The following is a 15299-nucleotide window of genomic DNA, read 5'->3' on the forward strand; positions in this document are numbered from 1 at the left end:
TCGCAGCCTTCGGCAGCGGCTACAAAACTCACTCCATGATCGGCCCAACATGACCCAAGCACTTATCGAACTGTCCGACCTGGGCTTCAACTGGCCCGGCCATCCACAGTTGCTGGATATCCCGGCCTTTCGCCTGGAAGCGGGTGAAACGCTGTTCCTCAAGGGCCCCAGCGGCAGCGGCAAGACCACCCTGCTCGGCCTGCTCGGCGGCGTGCAGAAACCCGGCCGCGGCAGCATCCGCCTGCTGGGCCAGGAGCTGACCGAACTCTCCGCCGGCGCCCGCGACCGCTTCCGGGTCGATCACACCGGCTACATTTTCCAGCAGTTCAACCTGCTGCCGTTTCTCTCGGTACGCGAGAACGTCGAGTTGCCCTGCCACTTTTCCAAATTGCGCGCCAGCCGCGCCGTACAGCGCCACGGCAGTGTCGACCAGGCGGCGGCCACCCTGCTCGCCCACCTGGGGCTTAAAGACCCCGGCCTGCTCGGTCGCCGCGCCGACTCGCTGTCCATCGGCCAGCAACAACGGGTCGCCGCCGCCCGCGCGCTGATCGGCCAGCCGGAACTGGTGATCGCCGACGAGCCCTCCTCGGCGCTGGACTACGACGCCCGCGAAGCCTTTATCCGCCTGCTGTTCGCCGAATGCCGCGAGGCCGGGGCCAGCCTGCTGTTCGTCAGCCACGACCAGAGCCTGGCGCCGCTGTTCGATCGCAACCTGTCGCTGGCCGAACTCAATCGCGCCGCCACGCCCGCGGAGGTCTGAGATGTATCTGTTCCGTCTAGCCATGGCCAGCCTGGCTAACCGCCGCTTCACCGCGATCCTCACCGCCTTCGCCATCGCCCTGTCGGTCTGCCTGCTGCTGGCGGTGGAACGGGTGCGCACCGAAGCCCGCGCCAGCTTCGCCAGCACCATCAGCGGTACCGACCTGATCGTCGGCGCCCGCTCCGGTTCGGTGAACCTGCTGCTGTACTCGGTGTTCCGCATCGGCAACGCCACCAACAACATTCGCTGGGACAGCTTCGAGCACTTTGCCAGCAGCCCGAAAGTGAAATGGGCGATCCCGATTTCCCTCGGCGACTCCCATCGCGGCTACCGGGTGATGGGCACCACCGCGGCCTACTTCGAGCATTACCAGTACGGCCACCAGCAGAACCTGCAACTGGCCAGCGGCCGCGAGTTCGCCAGCGATCCGTTCGAAGTGGTGCTGGGCGCCGAAGTCGCCGAGGCCCTGCATTACAAGCTCGGCGACAAGCTGGTGCTGGCCCACGGCGTAGCGGCCATCAGCCTGGTCAAGCATGACGACAAACCCTTCACCGTGGTCGGCATCCTCAAGCGCACCGGCACCCCGGTGGACCGCACGCTGCACATCAGCCTCGGTGGCATGGAGGCGATCCATATCGACTGGCACAACGGCGTGCCGGCCCAGGGCAACGGCCGCATCAGCGCCGACCAGGCGCGCAACATGGATCTGACGCCGCAAGCGATCACTGCCTTCATGCTCGGCCTGAACAGCAAGATCGCCACCTTCGCGGTGCAGCGCGAGATCAATGAATACCGCGGCGAACCGATGCTGGCGATCTTGCCCGGGGTCGCCCTGCAGGAGCTGTGGAGCCTGATGGGCACCGCGGAAAAGGCCTTGTTCGTGGTGTCGCTGTTCGTGGTGCTGACCGGCCTGATCGGCATGCTCACGGCGATCCTCACCAGCCTCAACGAGCGCCGCCGGGAAATGGCGATCCTGCGTTCGGTCGGCGCTCGCCCCTGGCATATCGCGACCTTGCTGGTGCTGGAGGCCTTCGCCCTGGCGCTGTCCGGTGTGCTCGCCGGGCTGGGCCTGCTGTACCTGGGCATCGCCCTGGCCCAGGGTTATGTGCAGTCGAGCTACGGCCTGTACCTGCCGCTGTCCTGGCCAAGCGAGTATGAGTGGACGCTGCTCGGCGGTATCCTGATCGCCGCCCTGCTGATGGGCAGCGTGCCGGCCTGGCGCGCCTACCGACAATCGCTGGCCGATGGCCTGTCCATCCGTTTATGAGGAACTTCTGGTTATGAGGAGCTCCGGCATGCCCCGTGCCCTGCTTGCGCTGTTGATGCTGGCCGCCCTGCCGCTATGGGCCGCCGAACCCCGTGACCTGGCCTGGTCGGAAATGATCCCGCCGGACGCGCCGGCGGAGGTGCCGAACATGCAGCCGCTGCACGACCTGTCGCAGATGAGCGACGCCCTGGCCGCCGAGTCCGCCCCGGCGGCCAAGCAGGACATGCCCAACGCTCCGGTGGTGCAGAGCCTGGACGGCCTGTCGGTGCGCCTGCCCGGCTACATCGTGCCGCTGGAAGTCAGCGAGGAAGGCCGCACCACGGAGTTTCTGCTGGTGCCGTATTTCGGCGCCTGCATCCACGTGCCGCCACCGCCGTCGAACCAGATAGTGCATGTGAAAAGCGCCGTCGGCGTGAAGCTCGACGAGCTGTATCAGCCGTACTGGATCGAGGGGCCGATGCAGGTCAAGGCGTCCACCAGCGAAATCGCCGACGCGGGTTACCAGATGGAGGCAGAGAAAATTTACGTGTACGAATTGCAGGAGTGAAACCGCCGGTTTTGCAGTGCCGCAAATAACCTCATCGCGAGCAAGCTCGCTCCTACAGAGAACCGCATTGTTCATGTAGGAGCGAGCTTGCTCGCGATCGACTCCAAAGCGCCTAGAACCCTCTGCCCCCCTCGTTCCCGCGCTGATCCGGTTTTCATTGAGCTGAGTCAAAGCCTGTTCCTTGACGATCCTTACCATTGGACCTAGCCAACTCGAATCGTCCTTTGGAGCTCCCATGCACAAGTCCCTGCTCAGCGCCTCCCTGTTCGCGCTCGCGCTCGCCGCCCCGCTCGCCCACGCCCACGAAGCCGGCGACATCATCGTTCGCGCCGGTGCCATCACCGTCAATCCGAAAGCCGATAGCGGCGACGTCAAGGTCGACCGCGGTCCATTGGCCGGAGCCAACCTCGGCGGCAAGGCGACCATGAGCAGCGACACCCAGCTGGGCCTGAACTTCGCCTACATGCTGACCAACAACGTCGGTATCGAACTGCTCGCGGCCACCCCGTTCGAGCATGACGTCAAGCTCAAGGGCACCGCGCTGGACGCCGCCAACGGCAAGCTCGGTACCCTCAAGCACCTGCCGCCGACCCTGAGCGTCGTGTACTACCCGCTGGACCACAAGGCCGCCTTCCAGCCTTACGTCGGTGCCGGCATCAACTACACCTGGATCTATGACGAACACGTCGGCAGCCGCGCCAGCGCAGCCGGTTTCGACAACTTCCGGGCGAAGAACTCCTGGGGCCTGGCCTGGCAGGTCGGTGCCGACTACATGCTGACCGACAACGTGATGATCAACGCCCAGGTGCGCTACGTCGACATCGACACCACCGCCTACGTGAACAACAACGCGGTCGCCGGCGGCACCCGGGCCAAGGTCGACGTGGACGTCGATCCATGGGTCTACATGGTCGGCCTGGGCTACAAGTTCTAAATCGGCCAGACAAAAAAAGGCGCCTGCAAAGGCGCCTTTTTTCATCGCTGGGGAAAGCTCAGCGGCCCAGCAAACGTGCCAGCCCGATGCTCATCGGCGTCGGTTCGGGGAGCTTGAAGCGCTGCAACAGGCGCTGGTTGTTCGCCCGCGAATGGCGAATGTCCCCGGAGCGCGCCGGGCCGTAGCTGATCGGTGGCAACTGCCCTACCACCTCGCCCAGGACCTCGAGCAACTGCTTGAGGGTAGTGGCCTGGTTCAGGCCGACATTGACCGCGCCGACTTCCAGTTGCGGTGTTTCCAGGGACTGCACCAGCACGTCCACCAGGTCTTCGACATACATGAAGTCGCGGGTTTGCTCGCCATCGCCGAATACGGTGATCGGCAGGCCTTTCTGCGCGCGCTCGCAAAAGATGCTGATGACCCCGGAGTACGGCGAGGACGGATCCTGGCGCGGCCCGAAGATATTGAAGAAGCGGAAGATCGCCGGCTCCAGCCCATGCTGGCGGCGATAGAAATCGAAGTAGTGCTCGCTGGCCAGCTTGTCCGACGCATAGGGCGTCAGTGGTGCCTTGGGCGTGTCTTCGTCGATCGATTCGCCCTCGCCATTGTTGCCATAAACCGCCGCGCTGGAAGCAAACAGCACACGCTTGACGCCAGCCTGGCGCATGGCTTCGCAGACGTTGAGGGTGCCGATGAAGTTGCTCTGGTGGGTACGCACCGGGTCGTCCACCGAAGCCTGTACCGAAGCGACCGCCGCCAGGTGTGCCACCGCGCGGCAGCCGCTCATGGCCCGCGCCACCAGGGCCGCGTCGGCGACGTCGCCTTGGATCAGTTCGACCCGCGGGTTGTCCAGCGGCAGGTTGCCGGGTTTACCCGTGGACAGATCGTCGAGGATCCGCACCGAGTAGCCCTTGGCGAGCAAAGCGTCGGTCAGGTGCGAACCGATGAAGCCGGCACCGCCGGTGATCAAGATTGGGCCATCAGCCATGACGATAAAACCTATCCAGTAGAGCCGGGAGTGCCGCGCGCCAGGCGCGCGGCTTGATCCCGAAGGTGTGCAGAATTTTTTTGCAGGCCAGCACCGCGTGCTGCGGTTCTTCAGCGGCGTCCGGCCGGGCGGCGTGGGCCTGGGCGGTCGGCGCTTCGATGGCCAGCGGATGCAGGCTGCGGGCCTCGGTGAGGATCGCCTGGCCCAGCGCCAGCGGCGTGGTCGCCTCATGGCCGGCGTAGTGGTAAGTGCCCCACAGCGGCGCGGCGCAATCGAGTTGCTTGAGCACGGAGATGATCACCCGGGCGGCATCGTCCACTGGCGTCGGGTTGCCCCGACGGTCGTCGGCCAGCAGCAGCTCTTCGGGTTGCTCGGCACGGGCCAGGAAACGCCCCAGGGTGCCTTCGGCGCTATCGTCCAGCAGCCAGCCGAAACGCAGCAGCACATGCTGTGGGCAAGTGGCGCGCACATTCTGCTCAATCCGCCACAAGGCCTGGCCACGCAGACCCAGCGGTACCGGTTCGTCCTTTTCGCTGTAGGCGGTGGCCCGCGAACCGTCGAACACCCGGTAGCTGGAAGGCTGCAGAAGAATGATGTTGTGATGCTGGCACAGCTCGGAAAGCCGCTCGACCGCCCGTTCCTGGCCAGCCAGGCGTGCCTCGGGGACACTCTCCGCCTGGAACCAGTCGAAGTAGTACGCAAGGTTGATCAAGGCATCCGGGCGGGTGTCGTCGAGCAGTTGCGTCAGGCTCGCGGCATCCCAGCCGTCTTGCGGCGGACGGGGGGCGAGGAAACCGATGTCTTCCTCCGCACCGAGGCGAATCAGCGCCTGCCCAAGGGCATTTCCGCCGCCCAGTAACATAAGGCGCATTCGCATAGAGTCAGCAGGCCCAATCTGTTCGGAACGATGGTTTGAATCGGCCAGACCCGCGGGTTTGGCCATGAATATTGCTCAGAATCGTTGCATTTTGCGGGTTTCCGGCGCAACCGTCACTGAGAAAGTGTAGAGCAACAAAGCACACAGCCCTTCAGGGCTGCTGCCGCCAGCGGCGACAAGGCAGGCTTGCAACTTCACTCCGGCGGTCGCATAACGTTGTGCATGAACCTTCCCCAGATCCCCGCCAACGCCCTGCCGGGTTTTCATCCCGCGGTCAGCGCCTGGTTCGACAGCTGCTTCCCGGCGGCGACCGCCGCCCAGGCCCTGGCCTGGCCGCTGATCCGCCAGCGCCGCTCGACGCTGATCGCCGCGCCCACCGGCTCGGGCAAGACCCTGACCGCCTTCCTCGCGGTGATCGACGAGCTGGTTCATCGCGGCCTGGAAAACGGCGGCACGCTGCCGGAACAGACCCTGGTGGTCTACGTCTCGCCACTCAAGGCTTTGAGCAACGATATCCAGATCAACCTGCAGGACCCGCTGGCCGGGATCACCGCGCAACTCGAACGCATGGGCCTGCCGCAACTGCGCATCAGCACCGCGGTGCGCACCGGCGACACCCTGCAGAAAGACCGCAGCGCCATGCGCAAAAGCGCGCCGCATATCCTGGTGACCACCCCCGAATCGCTGTATGTGCTGCTGGGCTCGGCCTCCGGCCGGCAAATGCTCGCCAGCACGCGCACGGTGATCGTCGACGAGATCCACGCCATCGCCGCCAGCAAACGCGGCAGCCACCTGGCGTTGAGCCTGGAGCGCCTGCAAGCGCTCTGCGCCGAGCCGCTGACGCGCATCGGCCTGTCGGCCACGCAGAAGCCCATCGAAGCGGTGTCGCGTTTCCTGGTCGGCCATGAACGCCCCTGCGAGATCGTCGACATCGGCCACGCTCGCCCCCGGGACCTGGCCATCGAAGTGCCGCCCGTGCCGCTGTCGGCGGTGATGGCCAACGACGTCTGGGAACGGGTCTACGAACGTATCGCCGAACTGGCGCGGGAGCACCGTACCACCCTGGTATTCGTCAACACCCGGCGCCTGGCCGAACGCCTGAGCCGCCACCTCAGCGAACGCCTGGGCAAGGACGCGGTGGCCGCCCACCATGGCAGCCTGGCCAAGGAGTTTCGCCTGGACGCCGAACAGCGTCTCAAGCGCGGCGACCTGCAAATACTGATCGCCACCGCCTCGCTGGAGCTGGGCATCGATATCGGCGATGTCGACCTGGTGTGCCAGATCGGCTCGCCGCGTTCGATCTCGGCCTTTCTGCAAAGGGTTGGGCGCTCCGGGCACCAGGTCGGCGGCACGCCCAAGGGCCGCCTGTTCGCCCTGACCCGCGACGACCTGATCGAATGCGCCGCCCTGCTCGACTGCGTGCATCGCGGCGAACTCGACACCCTGCAGATCCCCAGGGCGCCGCTGGATGTGCTGGCGCAGCAGATCGTCGCCGAAGTCAGCAACCAGGAATGGCAGGAGCAGCCGCTGCTGGAGATGATCCGCCGCGCCTCGCCCTACAGCGACCTCGACGAAGGGCATTTCCAGGCGCTGCTGCGCATGCTCGCCGAGGGTTACAACGGGCGTCAGGGCATGCGCAGCGCTTATCTGCATCGCGATGCCGTCAACCGCAGCCTGCGCGGTCGTCGGGGCAGCCAGCTGACGGCGGTGACCAGCGGCGGCACCATCCCCGACAACGCCGACTACGCCGTGCTGCTGGAGCCCCAGGCGCTGAATATCGGCAGCGTCAACGAAGACTTCGCGGTGGAAAGCATCGCCGGCGATGTGTTCCAGCTGGGCAATACCTCGTACCGCATTCTGCGGGTGGAAACCGGCCGGGTGCGGGTCGAGGACGCCCACGGCCAGCCGCCGACCATTCCGTTCTGGCTCGGCGAAGCCCCCGGGCGCAGCGCCGAACTGTCATTTGCCGTGGCGCGCCTGCTGGCCCGGCTCGACGAGTTGCTCGGCGCCCCCCCCGGCCAACTACAGCCCGCCCTCGACTGGCTGGGCGACAGCCTGGTCCTGGACGCCGCCAGCGCCGAACAACTGGTCGACTACCTGGCCCGCGCACGCCAGAGCCTGGGCGCGCTACCGTCCCAGGACACGCTGATCATGGAGCGTTTTTTCGATGAGTCCGGCGGCACCCAACTGATCATCCACACGCCGTTCGGCAGCCGGATCAACCGCGCCTGGGGCCTGGCGCTGCGCAAGCGCTTCTGCCGCACCTTCAACTTCGAACTGCAGGCCGCCGCCAGCGAAGACGCCATCGTGCTGTCGCTGTCCACCGGCCACAGTTTCGAGCTCGACGACGTCTGGCGTTACCTGCACAGCAACAGCGCCGAACACATCCTGGTCCAGGCTGTGTTGGAGGCGCCGCTGTTCGGCGTGCGCTGGCGCTGGAATGCCGGGGTGGCCCTGGCGCTGCCGCGCTTTGTCGGCGGGCGCAAGGTAGCGCCGCAGATCCAGCGGATGAAAAGCGAAGACCTGATCGCCAGCGTGTTTCCCGACCAGATCGCCTGCCTGGAGAATCTCGCCGGCGAACGGCAGATTCCCGATCATCCGCTGGTGGAACAGACCCTCGACGACTGCCTGCACGAAGCCATGGACAGCGAGGGCTGGCTGGCACTGTTGCGGCGCATGGAGCGCGGCGAGCTGCGCCTGATCAGCCGCGACCTGCCGGCGCCCTCGCCCCTGGCCGCGGAAATCCTCAGCGCCCGGCCCTACACCTTCCTCGACGACGCACCGCTGGAAGAGCGCCGCACCCAGGCCGTGCTCAGCCGCCGCTGGAGCGACCCCGAATCCAGCGACGATCTGGGCGCCCTGGATGCCGAGGCCATCCAGTCGGTGCGCGAGGAAGCCTGGCCCGCCCCCGGCAGCCCGGATGAAATGCATGAAGCGCTGATGAGCCTGGCCTGTATCAGCGAGGACGAAGCCCAGGCCAACCCGCAGTGGACCGACTGGCTGCAAGCCCTGGCGGACAGCGGGCGCGCCAGCCGCTTGCAGATCGGCGGCGGACAGGCCCTGTGGCTGGCCATCGAGCGCCTGGGCTGCCTGCGGGCGATTTATCCACAGGCGCTGCTGCAACCGCTCCTCGAGGCGCCGCCCGGCTTCGATGAGCGATGGCAGCGCGATGAAGCGGTGGTCGAAGTGATTCGAGCCCGGCTCAGTGGCTTCGGCCCGTTGCCGCTGGAGAGCATCGCCATGCCCCTGGGCCTGAGCGCCAGCAAGGTCGCCCAGGTCCTGGCGCAGCTGGAAGGCGAAGGTTATGTGCTGCGGGGCCGCTTCAGCCCCGGCGAGGCCCGGGAGGAATGGTGCGAACGGCATCTGCTGGCGCGGATTCATCGCTACACCGTCAAACGCCTGCGCCGGGAAATCGAACCGGTGTCGCTGCAGGACCTGATGCGTTTTCTGTTTGACTGGCAGCACCTGTCCAGCGCCACCCAGGGCCAGGGCAGTGCCATGCTGGCGCAGACGGTCGCCCAGTTCGAAGGCTATGCCGCCGCGGCCGGCGCCTGGGACAGCGACCTGCTGCCGGCGCGGATCAAGGATTACTCCGCCACCTGGCTGGATGAGCTGTGCCGCAACGGCAAGGTGGTCTGGAGCCGGCTCAGCGCGCCGCACAAAGCCGCCGGCGCGACCCTGCGCAACACGCCGATCGTGCTGCTGCCGCGCAGCCAGGTCGCGCTGTGGAGCGGGCTGGGCGCACAGCCCGACAGCAGCGCGCTGTCGCCCAAGGCGCAGAAGGTCCATGAGGCCCTGAGCCAGCACGGCGCCTTGTTCTTCGATGAATTGCAGCATGAAGCCCATGTCCTGCGCACCGAGCTGGAGATCGCCCTGCAGGAACTGGTGGCCGCAGGGTGGGTGAATGCCGACAGTTTTGCCGGCCTGCGCGCCTTGATCACCCCGTCCAGCAAGCGTCTGGCCCGCAGCGGCCGACGCGGGCGCGGGGCCGTGGTCGGCGGCATGGACGATGCAGGGCGCTGGGCCCTGCTACGGCGTCCGTCGCCAGTACCGGAGGGCGTCGGCGGTCATGGGCAGGCAACCCCACCGGCCACCCTGGAACACATCGCCATGACCCTGTTGCGGCGTTATGGCGTGGTGTTCTGGCGCCTGCTGGAACGCGAGGCCGACTGGCTGCCGAGCTGGCGCGAACTGTTGCGCACCTTCCATCGGCTGGAGGCCCGCGGCGAAATTCGCGGCGGGCGTTTTGTCAGCGGCCTGGCCGGCGAGCAGTTCGCCCTGCCCGAGGCCATCGCCCTGTTGCGCGAAGTGCGCCGCCGCCCGCTGGATGGCAGCCTGATCGCGGTGTGTGGCGTCGACCCGCTGAACCTCGCCGGCACCTTGCTGCCCGGGCCGAAGGTTCCGGCCCTGGCCGGCAACCGGCTGGTGTACCGCGACGGCCTGCCCGCGGCCGCCGAGATCGCCGGCAAACCGCATGTCTGGCTGGACCTTGAGCCGCAGGCCAGCCTTGAGCTGCGGACCCGGTTGATTCGCCACTGATATCGGGTCGTGGGCGGCCTGGTGCATCGCGTCGGCCTTATCGCGAGCAAGCTTCGCTCCTACAGAAGCGCAGTGATCGCGCTCAGCTCGATATTTGCCTTCAGGTCAAATATCAAATACCGGAACCGCTATTTTTCCGCACGATTCAAATCCGGACACTGCGCTCCATTGTCAAATCCACCGGAGTTGCAGCCATGCCCATTGCCTTGCTCGCGCTGACCCTCAGCGCCTTCGCCATCGGGACGACTGAGTTCGTCATCGTTGGCCTGTTACCCACCATCGGCGCCGACCTTGGCGTCAGCCTGCCGTCCGCCGGGCTGCTGGTCAGCCTGTACGCCCTGGGTGTCGCCGTCGGCGCGCCGGTGCTCACCGCGCTGACCGGCAAGGTCCCGCGCAAGCTGTTGCTGCTGTCGCTGATGGTGCTGTTCACCCTCGGCAACCTGCTGGCCTGGCAAGCGCCCAGCTATGAATCCCTGGTCCTGGCGCGGATCGTCACCGGCCTGGCCCATGGCGTGTTCTTCTCCATCGGCTCGACCATCGCCACCAGCCTGGTGCCCAAGGAAAAAGCCGCCAGCGCGATTGCCATCATGTTCACCGGCCTGACGGTGGCCCTGGTCACCGGCGTGCCGCTGGGGACCTTTATCGGCCAGCATTTCGGCTGGCGCGAAACCTTCCTCGCGGTATCCGCCCTGGGTGTGATCGCCTTTATCGGCAGCCTGATCTACGTGCCGAAAAACATCGCCCACAGCAAACCGGCGTCCTTGCTGCAACAACTGCAAGTGTTGAAACAACCGCGCCTGCTGCTGGTGTACGCCATGACCGCGGTGGGCTACGGCGGCTCGTTCATCGCCTTCACCTTCCTCGCGCCGATTCTCCAGGACATTTCCGGCTTCAGCGCCAGCACCGTCAGCCTGGTGCTGCTGGTCTACGGCCTCTCGGTCGCCGTAGGCAACATCTGGGGCGGCAAGCTGGCGGACAAGCGCGGCCCGATCAGCGCCTTGAAGATCATCTTCGCCCTGCTGGCCGGCGTGCTGTTCCTGCTCACCTTCACCGCCGGCAACCCGTGGCTGGCGCTGGCCACCGTACTGGTGTGGGGCGCCGTGGCCTTCGGCAACGTACCGGGCCTGCAGGTCTACGTGGTGCGCCAGGCCGAACACCACACCCCGCAAGCGGTAGACGTGGCCTCGGGCCTGAACATCGCCGCCTTCAACCTCGGCATCGCCGGCGGCGCCTGGGGTGGCGGCCTGATCGTCGCCCACCTGGGGTTGATCCACACCGCCTGGATCGGTGGCCTGGTGGTACTGGGCGCCCTGGCCCTGACCGCCTGGAGCGGCCGCCTGGATCGCCTCGGCCCGGTATACGCCGAGCCGGCCGAGGGATCGAGCCGGGTGGTGGTCGGGCACTGAGCCCACCAGCAGGCCCCAACCAGAAAAGCGCAGCCCTGGCCGGCTGCGTTTTTTTATGCCCGGTCATAAAGGGTGGCGCCTGGCGGGGCTGGCGTTAGCGACTGCCTGGCGCAGGATTTGCCACCGTCGGCCGGCCCATTACCCGCCAGCCCGCGGCTACGGGCTGGAAAACACCGTCCGTAGGAAGGTCGAAACTTTCCCGTCAGCCGGGCAGTCATCAAAAGACAGAGGCGGTTCGAAGGCCCCTAGACGGGAGCGGACATGGCGGCGATTCATATCGGTATTTCCGGCTGGCGCTACAAGCCCTGGCGTGGAGATTTCTACCCCGAGGGGCTGACGCACAAGCGCGAGCTGCAATTCGCTTCGCGCGCAGTCAACAGCATCGAAATCAACGGTTCGTTCTACGCGCTGCAGACCCCCGAGCGTTATGCCGACTGGTATGCCGATACGCCCAAGGACTTCGTGTTCAGCGTCAAGGCGCCGCGCTACATCACCCATATCCTGCGGCTGCGGGATGTGCACAAGCCGATCGCCAACTTCTTCGCCTCGGGCGTGCTGGAGCTCAAGAACAAGCTCGGGCCGATCCTGTGGCAGTTTGCGCCAAGCTTTCGGTTCGACGCCGAGCTGTTCGGCGCCTTTCTTCAGCAATTGCCCGCCGATACCGAACAGGCCGCCGCCCTCGCCCGCCAGCACGAACCACGCCTCAACGGCCACGCCAGCACCAAGGCCTACGGCAAAAAAGCCATGCGCCATGCCGTGGAAATTCGCCACGCAAGCTTTGCCGTGCCCGAATTCACCCATCTGCTGCGCCAGCACGGCGTGGTACTGGCGACAGCGCCCGGCGAGCCTGCCGCGCCCGGGGTACTGCCATGAGCCATGACGAGTCGGCCAACAACCCGATACCGCCCGCGATCGGGCTCGCCGCCACGCGCCGCTTCACAGTGCTGACGGTGAATACCCACAAGGGCTTCACCGCCCTGAACCGGCGCTTCATCCTGCCCGAGCTGCGCGAGGCGGTGCGCAGCGTGGCCGCCGACGTGGTGTTCCTGCAGGAGGTGCACGGCGCCCACGACCAGCACCCGCAGCGCTACAACAATTGGCCGAGCATGCCGCAATACGAATTCCTCGCCGACAGCATCTGGCCGCAGTTCGCCTATGGACGCAACGCAGTGTACCCGGCCGGCGACCACGGCAATGCGCTGCTCTCGAAATTCCAGATCATTCGCTACGACAACCTCGACATCTCCCTGTCCGGGCACGAGAGCCGCGGCCTGCTGCATTGCGTGCTGCGCCTGCCCGGCGATGCCCTGGAAGTGCACGCCATTTGCGTGCACCTGGGGTTGCGCGAAAGCCATCGCCAGCAACAGCTGGATCTGCTGCTGCAGCTGATCGCCGAGCTTCCCGTCGATGCGCCCTTGATCGTCGCCGGCGACTTCAACGACTGGCGGCTGCGCGCCGATGCACAGCTCGCCCCCAGTGGCTTGCAGGAGGCCTTTGTCAGCCAGCACGGCAAACCGGCGCGCAGCTTCCCCGCACGCCTACCACTGCTGCGGCTGGACCGGATCTACGTGCGTCACCTGAAAATCCACCGGCCCCAGGTACTGGACACCCATCCCTGGTCCCATCTCTCCGATCACGCACCGCTGTCGGTCGAGGTCGAGTTATGAACGACATGCCCCTGGAAAAAACCACGGTGGACCACCCGCCTGACGCGGGGCTGGCCCACGAGCCGCTACGGATGGACCTCGAGTACGGTTGGCACAGCAACAACCGGGTGGTGCTGCTGGAGAATGGCGAGGCGTATTTTCCCCGGGTGTTCGAAGTGCTGCGCCAGGCGCAGAACGAGATCCTGCTGGAGACCTTCATCCTCTTCGAGGACAAGGTCGGCCACGAGCTGCACCGTATCCTGATCGAGGCCGCACAGCGTGGCGTGCGGGTCATCGTCAGCCTGGACGGCTTCGGTTGCGGCGAATTGAGCACCGAGTTCCTTGCCGCCATGAGCAACGCCGGGGTGCGCTTGCAGATATTCGACCCGGCACAGCCGATTTTCGGGGTGCGCACCAACTGGTTCCGCCGCCTGCATCGCAAGATCGTGGTGGTCGACGGCGCCATCGCCTTTGTCGGCGGGATCAACTTCTCCGCCGATCACCTGGCCGATTTCGGCCCCCAGGCCAAACAGGATTATTCGGTAGAGATCCAGGGGCCGGCGGTGGTGGATATCCACCATTTCGCCCTGCTGCAAGGCGACCGCCCGGCCCGCGCCCGCTACTGGTGGCAACGCCGCCGGCAGCGCCGCGCGGAGTTGGCCCTGACCGACCATGACGGCCAGGTGCGCCTGGTCTATCGCGACAACCGCCAGCACCGCAGCGATATCGAAGAGGTCTACCGCCTGGTACTGCGCGGGGCCCGCCAGCGGGTGGTAATCGCCAATGCCTACTTCTTCCCCGGCTATCGGCTGCTGCGCGAGATCCGCAACGCCGCGCGCCGTGGCGTCGAGGTGCGGCTGATCCTGCAGGGCGAGCCGGACATGCTGGTGGCCAGGCTGGCGGCACGCATGCTCTATGACTACCTGCTCAAGGACGGCGTGACCATCTACGAATATTGCGAACGGCCACTGCACGGCAAGGTGGCGCTGGTAGACGACGACTGGAGCACCGTGGGCTCGAGCAATCTCGACCCGCTGAGCCTGTCGCTGAACCTGGAAGCCAATGTGCTGATCCGCGACCGGGCGTTCAATCGCGACCTGTTCGAGCGCCTCGACCGGCTCAGTCGCGACCACTGCCAGGCCATGCCGGCCAAGGGCTCCGGGCGTGGCCGCTTGTGGCGCCTGACCGTGGGTTTCCTGGTGTTTCACATCCTGCGTCACTTCCCCGCCTGGGCCGGCTGGCTGCCCGCCCACAAGCCGCAACTGAAACCCTTCGGCCAGGCCGCCACCCCGCGGGAGTCGCCCCATGAGCCGCACTGACGCCCATGGCTCGACGCCCGCCGCATCGCACTCCCGGTCGCGCTGGCAACGCCTGAAGAAACCGCTGACCATCGCCTTCTTCCTGCTGTTGATCGTGCTGTTCACCCTGCTGGCCCGGCGCATCGACTGGAGCGAAGTGCTCGGCACCCTGGCCGACTTCAAGGTGCGCACCCTGGTCATCGCCGCGGGCCTGACCCTGGCCAGCTTCCTGGTCTATGCCTGCTTCGACCTGATCGGTCGCACCTACATCCGGCAGAACCTCGGCTGGCGGCAGATCCTGCCGGTGGGGGTCATCAGCTACGCCTTCAACCTCAACCTCAGCGCCTGGGTCGGCGGGATCGCCATGCGCTACCGGCTGTATTCCAGGCTCGGGGTGAGCACCGGCAATATCGCCAAGATCCTCGGCCTGAGCCTGGCCACCAACTGGTTCGGCTACATGGCCCTGGCCGGCGCGGTATTCGCCAGTGGCCTGATGAAGTTGCCGCCCGGCTGGCAACTCAGCAACGGCGCGTTGCAGGGGGTGGGCGTCCTGCTGCTGGTGCTGGGCGTGGGTTACCTGGCGGCCTGTCGGTTTTCCCGACGGCGCGAGTGGTCGATACACGGGGTCGAGATCAACTTGCCCTCGTTGCACATGGCCTTGCTGCAGCTGGCCCTGGGCGCACTCAACTGGTCGCTGATGGCAGCGGTGATCTTTACCCTGCTGCCCAGCAAGCTCGATTACCCGGTGGTGCTCGGGGTGCTGCTGATCAGCAGCATCGCCGGGGTCATCACCCATATTCCGGCGGGGCTCGGGGTGTTGGAGGCGGTGTTTATCGCCCTGCTGCAACATGAGGTGTCCCGCGGCAGCCTGCTGGCCGGGTTGATCGCCTACCGGGCGATCTACTTCATCCTGCCGCTGCTGATCGCGCTGCTGATGTACCTGGTGGTGGAGGCCAGGGCCAAGGCGTTGCGCGTGGAGAAAAAGCCGCGCCAAGGCAGCTGAGGCTATCGCGCACGCGCGCGTTCCTCTCCAGGAG

11 protein-coding genes and 1 pseudogene are annotated in these 15299 nt (G+C 66.2%); 10 read left to right on the forward strand and 2 right to left on the reverse strand.

Going from position 1 to position 15299, the window contains the following annotated elements; genetic code table 11:
- Nucleotides 1–49: 49 nt before the first annotated feature.
- The 4 genes from AC3RCP_RS28505 (at nucleotide 50) to AC3RCP_RS28520 (ending at nucleotide 3508) form a co-directional block, all read left to right on the forward strand.
- A complete protein-coding gene (locus AC3RCP_RS28505) occupies nucleotides 50–760 on the forward strand; it encodes an ABC transporter ATP-binding protein (protein ID WP_101339239.1) in 711 nt (236 codons plus the stop codon).
- A 1-nt stretch (nucleotide 761) separates the two neighbouring features.
- Nucleotides 762–2027, forward strand: a complete 1266-nt coding sequence (locus AC3RCP_RS28510) for an ABC transporter permease (protein ID WP_101339240.1) — start codon at nucleotides 762–764, stop codon at nucleotides 2025–2027.
- A 28-nt stretch (nucleotides 2028–2055) separates the two neighbouring features.
- Nucleotides 2056–2574, forward strand: a complete 519-nt coding sequence (locus AC3RCP_RS28515; protein ID WP_101339241.1) for a DUF3299 domain-containing protein — start codon at nucleotides 2056–2058, stop codon at nucleotides 2572–2574.
- A 235-nt stretch (nucleotides 2575–2809) separates the two neighbouring features.
- Complete coding sequence (locus tag AC3RCP_RS28520; protein ID WP_101339242.1) at nucleotides 2810–3508, forward strand: OmpW/AlkL family protein; 699 nt, start codon at nucleotides 2810–2812, stop codon at nucleotides 3506–3508.
- A 58-nt stretch (nucleotides 3509–3566) separates the two neighbouring features.
- On the opposite strand, the gene AC3RCP_RS28525 is transcribed toward AC3RCP_RS28520, so the two are convergent.
- The gene (locus AC3RCP_RS28525; RefSeq protein ID WP_101339243.1) at nucleotides 3567–4496 is read right to left on the reverse strand and encodes an NAD-dependent epimerase/dehydratase family protein; all 930 of its coding nucleotides are present in this window, start codon (nucleotides 4494–4496) and stop codon (nucleotides 3567–3569) included.
- Nucleotides 4489–5373: a sugar nucleotide-binding protein gene (locus AC3RCP_RS28530; protein WP_037034303.1), complete on the reverse strand. Its 885-nt coding sequence runs from the start codon at nucleotides 5371–5373 to the stop codon at nucleotides 4489–4491. The genes AC3RCP_RS28525 and AC3RCP_RS28530 overlap by 8 nt, the downstream gene beginning before the upstream one ends.
- Nucleotides 5374–5595: 222 nt before the next feature.
- Here AC3RCP_RS28530 and AC3RCP_RS28535 point away from each other — a divergent pair, with 222 nt between their 5' ends.
- From AC3RCP_RS28535 to AC3RCP_RS28560, 6 genes and pseudogenes are all read left to right on the forward strand, one after another.
- Nucleotides 5596–9912, forward strand: a complete 4317-nt coding sequence (locus AC3RCP_RS28535; protein ID WP_492571905.1) for a DEAD/DEAH box helicase — start codon at nucleotides 5596–5598, stop codon at nucleotides 9910–9912.
- A 194-nt stretch (nucleotides 9913–10106) separates the two neighbouring features.
- Complete coding sequence (locus tag AC3RCP_RS28540) at nucleotides 10107–11318, forward strand: MFS transporter (protein WP_102679440.1); 1212 nt, start codon at nucleotides 10107–10109, stop codon at nucleotides 11316–11318.
- Between the two features lie 261 nt (nucleotides 11319–11579).
- A pseudogene (locus AC3RCP_RS28545) lies at nucleotides 11580–12155 on the forward strand (DUF72 domain-containing protein); the annotation flags it as partial.
- A gap of 32 nt (nucleotides 12156–12187) precedes the next feature.
- Complete coding sequence (locus AC3RCP_RS28550; RefSeq protein ID WP_492571906.1) at nucleotides 12188–12985, forward strand: endonuclease/exonuclease/phosphatase family protein; 798 nt, start codon at nucleotides 12188–12190, stop codon at nucleotides 12983–12985.
- Complete coding sequence (gene clsB, locus AC3RCP_RS28555; RefSeq protein WP_101339246.1) at nucleotides 12982–14283, forward strand: cardiolipin synthase ClsB; 1302 nt, start codon at nucleotides 12982–12984, stop codon at nucleotides 14281–14283. The genes AC3RCP_RS28550 and clsB overlap by 4 nt, the downstream gene beginning before the upstream one ends.
- Nucleotides 14270–15265: a lysylphosphatidylglycerol synthase domain-containing protein gene (locus tag AC3RCP_RS28560; protein WP_492571907.1), complete on the forward strand. Its 996-nt coding sequence runs from the start codon at nucleotides 14270–14272 to the stop codon at nucleotides 15263–15265. The genes clsB and AC3RCP_RS28560 overlap by 14 nt, the downstream gene beginning before the upstream one ends.
- Nucleotides 15266–15299: the final 34 nt, after the last annotated feature.

The sequence above is a fragment of the Pseudomonas sp. GW822-FHT05A08 genome (genome assembly GCF_058800485.1).

Excerpts from the sequence above, each read along its gene's own strand:
- AC3RCP_RS28550 (WP_492571906.1), top strand. The coding sequence starts at position 12,188 with ATGAGCCATGACGAGTCGGCCAACAACCCGATACCGCCCGCGATCGGG.
- AC3RCP_RS28525 (WP_101339243.1), bottom strand. The coding sequence starts at position 4,496 with ATGGCTGATGGCCCAATCTTGATCACCGGCGGTGCCGGCTTCATCGGT.
- AC3RCP_RS28520 (WP_101339242.1), top strand. The coding sequence starts at position 2,810 with ATGCACAAGTCCCTGCTCAGCGCCTCCCTGTTCGCGCTCGCGCTCGCC.
- AC3RCP_RS28560 (WP_492571907.1), top strand. The coding sequence starts at position 14,270 with ATGAGCCGCACTGACGCCCATGGCTCGACGCCCGCCGCATCGCACTCC.
- AC3RCP_RS28510 (WP_101339240.1), top strand. The coding sequence starts at position 762 with ATGTATCTGTTCCGTCTAGCCATGGCCAGCCTGGCTAACCGCCGCTTC.
- AC3RCP_RS28505 (WP_101339239.1), top strand. The coding sequence starts at position 50 with ATGACCCAAGCACTTATCGAACTGTCCGACCTGGGCTTCAACTGGCCC.
- AC3RCP_RS28515 (WP_101339241.1), top strand. The coding sequence starts at position 2,056 with ATGCCCCGTGCCCTGCTTGCGCTGTTGATGCTGGCCGCCCTGCCGCTA.
- clsB (WP_101339246.1), top strand. The coding sequence starts at position 12,982 with ATGAACGACATGCCCCTGGAAAAAACCACGGTGGACCACCCGCCTGAC.
- AC3RCP_RS28530 (WP_037034303.1), bottom strand. The coding sequence starts at position 5,373 with ATGCGAATGCGCCTTATGTTACTGGGCGGCGGAAATGCCCTTGGGCAG.
- AC3RCP_RS28540 (WP_102679440.1), top strand. The coding sequence starts at position 10,107 with ATGCCCATTGCCTTGCTCGCGCTGACCCTCAGCGCCTTCGCCATCGGG.
- AC3RCP_RS28535 (WP_492571905.1), top strand. The coding sequence starts at position 5,596 with ATGAACCTTCCCCAGATCCCCGCCAACGCCCTGCCGGGTTTTCATCCC.